This window comes from Protofrankia sp. Cas8, from assembly GCF_963555845.1.
Taxonomy (GTDB): domain Bacteria; phylum Actinomycetota; class Actinomycetes; order Frankiales; family Frankiaceae; genus Protofrankia.
The window spans coordinates 1-3,215 of sequence record NZ_CAUVXI010000121.1; the positions used below are offsets into that span (position 1 = coordinate 1).

At 70.5% G+C, this 3,215-nt stretch carries 3 protein-coding genes; 2 read left to right on the top strand and 1 reads right to left on the bottom strand.

Translation table 11 applies throughout. The features are described from left to right. A partial coding sequence (locus U9977_RS16950) for an aldehyde dehydrogenase family protein (RefSeq protein WP_322750244.1) occupies nucleotides 1–1,513 on the top strand: 1,513 nt, incomplete at its 5' end. On the opposite strand, the gene U9977_RS16955 is transcribed toward U9977_RS16950, so the two are convergent. Further along, on the bottom strand, nucleotides 1,489–2,409 hold the full coding sequence (locus tag U9977_RS16955) for a polysaccharide deacetylase family protein (protein ID WP_322750245.1): 921 nt from the start codon (nucleotides 2,407–2,409) through the stop codon (nucleotides 1,489–1,491). The two genes, U9977_RS16950 and U9977_RS16955, sit on opposite strands and share 25 nt — an antisense overlap. Nucleotides 2,410–2,664: 255 nt before the next feature. Here U9977_RS16955 and U9977_RS16960 point away from each other — a divergent pair. Continuing rightward, nucleotides 2,665–3,215: FAD-dependent oxidoreductase (locus U9977_RS16960; protein ID WP_322750246.1), on the top strand; the 551-nt coding region annotated here is incomplete at its 3' end.

Here is a 3,215-nt window from a genome sequence, read left to right on the forward strand (position 1 = left end):
GTCGGACGCCTACACCCGGTGCACGCAGGTCGCCCCCGAGGCGTTCGCCGACGACCGGCTGCGCAATCTGTGGGGCGGTCAGTGGCGCCGGACCGGTGAACCCCTGCGCAGCGTCACACCGCTCGACGGATCACCCATCACCGGACCACCCATGATCGAACCCGAGGAGGCCCGGGAGGCCATCCGCGCGACGCTGGACGACCACAAACGATGGCGGGACGTCCCGCTGGCCGACCGCAAGATGCGGGTGAGCGCCGCGCTGGACGCCATGGACAGCCACCGTGATCTGCTCGCCCTGCTGCTGGTGTGGGAGATCGGCAAGCCGTGGCGGCTGGCCCGCACGGACGTCGACCGGGCCATCGACGGTGTCCGCTGGTACGTCGAGGAGATCGACACGATGCTGGCCGGCCGCACCCCCCTACCCGGGCCGGTCAGCAACATCGCCAGCTGGAACTACCCGATGAGCGTGCTCATGCACGCGATGCTGGTCCAGGTTCTGGCCGGCAACGCGGCAATCGCGAAGACCCCGACGGACGGCGGTGCCGCCTGCCTCACGCTCGCCTGCGCCCTGGCGCGGCGCGAGGGCCTGCCGGTGGCCCTGGTTTCCGGGTCCGGCTCCCGGTTGTCGGGCGCACTGGTGCGGGCACCGGAGATCGGCGCTCTGGCCTTCGTCGGTGGACGCTCCACCGGCGGCCAGGTCGCGGCCGCGCTGGTGGACACGGGCAAGCGGCACTTCCTCGAGCAGGAAGGCCTCAACGCCTGGGGTATCTGGGAGTTCTCCCAGTGGGATCTGCTTGCCGCGCATCTGCGCAAGGGCTTCGAATACGGCAAGCAACGGTGCACCGCCTATCCCCGCTATGTGGTCCAGCGCCAGCTTTTCGATCAGTTCCTCGCCGCCTACCTGCCCGTGGTCTCCTCGGTGCGGTTCGGCCATCCGCTGGCCGTCGCGCATGACGACGATCCCCTGCCCGAGCTCGACTTCGGGCCCGTCATCACCGCGGAGAAGTCCGCCGAGCTCGCCGGCAAGATCGACGAGGCGATCGCCAAGGGCGGGGTTCCGCTGTACCGGGGAGCGATCGCAGACGGCGCATTCATCCCCGGGCAGGACACGGCCGCCTATGTACCCCCGGTGACGATCCTCGCTCCCCCGCCGTCCTGCGCGCTGCACCATGCCGAGCCGTTCGGCCCGGTGGACACAATCGTGGTGGTCGACTCCGAAGCCGAGCTGCTGGCCGCGATGAACGCGTCCAACGGTGCGCTGGTGGCATCGCTGGCCTGTGATGACGAGGCGCTCGCCCGCCGGCTGAGCAGTGAGATCCACGCATTCAAGGTGGGCATCAACAAGCCACGTTCGCGCGGCGACCGGGCCGAACCGTTCGGCGGCCGCGGCGCGTCCTGGAAGGGTGCCTTTGTCGGGGGCGACCACCTCGTCCACGCCGTCACCGTCGGAGCGGACCCGACCGAGCGGCTGTACGGCAACTTCCCGAGCTACTCGCTGTACCCCGACGCCTGAGACCACCGGCACCCGCGCCGCGGAGCCCGGTCCGCACCGCGAGCGCGGGCCGGGCCCATCCCTTGATCCACGCCGCTGTCGCCCGGCGACCACGAAGCGTCGAGGCCGTGCTCGGCGAGTGGACCCAGCCGAAGTCCCAGATCGTGGCAGCGGGCGGCGAGTTCCGGCAACGCGCCGAGGGCGCTGCGCCACGCCTGTGGCGCGGACGTGCAGTCGCAGTCATGCAGAACGATGGTGCCGCCGCCGCGCAGATCGGGCGCGAGGGTGTCCAGGACGCTCAGCGGCGTGGCCGTTGCGGTCCAGTCCCGGCCCCAGGCGGTCCATAACACCGGCGTGAGATGCAGCCTGCTAGCGGCGAAGAGGAAACCGGCCGACAGGATGCCGTGCGGCGGCCGGGCAAACCGCGGCTCCTGGCCGGTGACGGCGGTGATCAGATCTCGGGTGCGCTTGAGCTGACGGTAGGTCGACAGTGGACCCCGCAGCAGCATCGGTCGGTGATCCCAGGCGTGGACCGCAAGCTCATGGCCGGCCTCCGCCATCCGTTGGGCAAGCTCGGGTGCCCGCTCCACCATCGTCCCGAGGACGAAGAACGTGGCCCGTATGTCCAGTTCGGTGAGCACGTCGAGGAACAAGGGGGTGGACGCCGGGTCGGGGCCGTCGTCGAAGGTCAAGGCCACGTGGTCCGGCGCGCCAACCCCGGCGAGGACGGGCACGACGCGCGTTCGCAGGTGGCGCAGGGTGGCCACCGAGGGCGCGGCATAGGCCACGGCGGCGGTGGCACCGAGCGCAGTGGTGGCCCGCAGAACCCGGGCCGACGAGGTGCTCCCGGCCGGACACACCGCCGACCTCACAATCGACCGTATCGCCGACCGGTCGGGAACCGGCGCGTACCTCATGGCGGACACCTTCCCACACGGTTCGCCCAACGTGGCGTCACCCCCGACACTACACAAAGTCAGGACAGTTTACACACGGTAAGAATGGTTGATCGGCCCTGCGGTGCCCCTAACGACGAAACTTGCATCCGGGGCCTCCGACGGTGTCGGGTGAGGTTGACCGCAGCACGGCAGGCTGCACGACGCAAAGCTGCACGACGCAAAGCTGCGCGACGAAAGGCTGCGAGGGAGAAGCTGCCCGGGAGAAGGAGGCTCATGCAGGCAGGCGGGGCCGGCGCCCGGAGATCGGGTCCAGCAGCGTCCGGCGTGGACGTCATCGTGGCCGGCGCGGGCGTGATCGGTCTTGGGGTGGCGTGGCGCGCCCGGCTACGTGGACTGTCGGTGACCATCGTCGATCCCGCGCCGGGGTCGGGCGCGAGCAGGACGGCCGCGGGCATGCTGGCCCCCGTCACCGAGCTTCACTACGGTGAGCGGCCGCTCCTTGAGCTGAACACGGCTTCTGCGCTGCGTTACCCCGCCTTCGTCGACGAGCTGGAACGCAGCAGTGGTTGCGACATCGGTTACCTGCGGTGCGGGACGCTGGTGGCAGCCTGGGACGCCGCGGACATGGCCGGTCTGCGTGACATCCACGGCTTCGCGCGGTCGCTGGGTCTGGAGACCGAGCTGCTGACCCGACACCAGTTGCGCGCCAGGGTCCCGGCATCGGCGAGCGGGCTCGTCGGGGCGCTGGCGGCGCCGGGTGACCACCAGGTCGACAACCGCCTTCTGCATCACGCACTGATGCGGGCATGCGAGCGGGAGGGGGC

What these genes read in the sequence shown, in the direction of transcription:
- U9977_RS16955 (WP_322750245.1), bottom strand. Translation starts at nt 2,409, where the DNA reads ATGAGGTACGCGCCGGTTCCCGACCGGTCGGCGATACGGTCGATTGTG.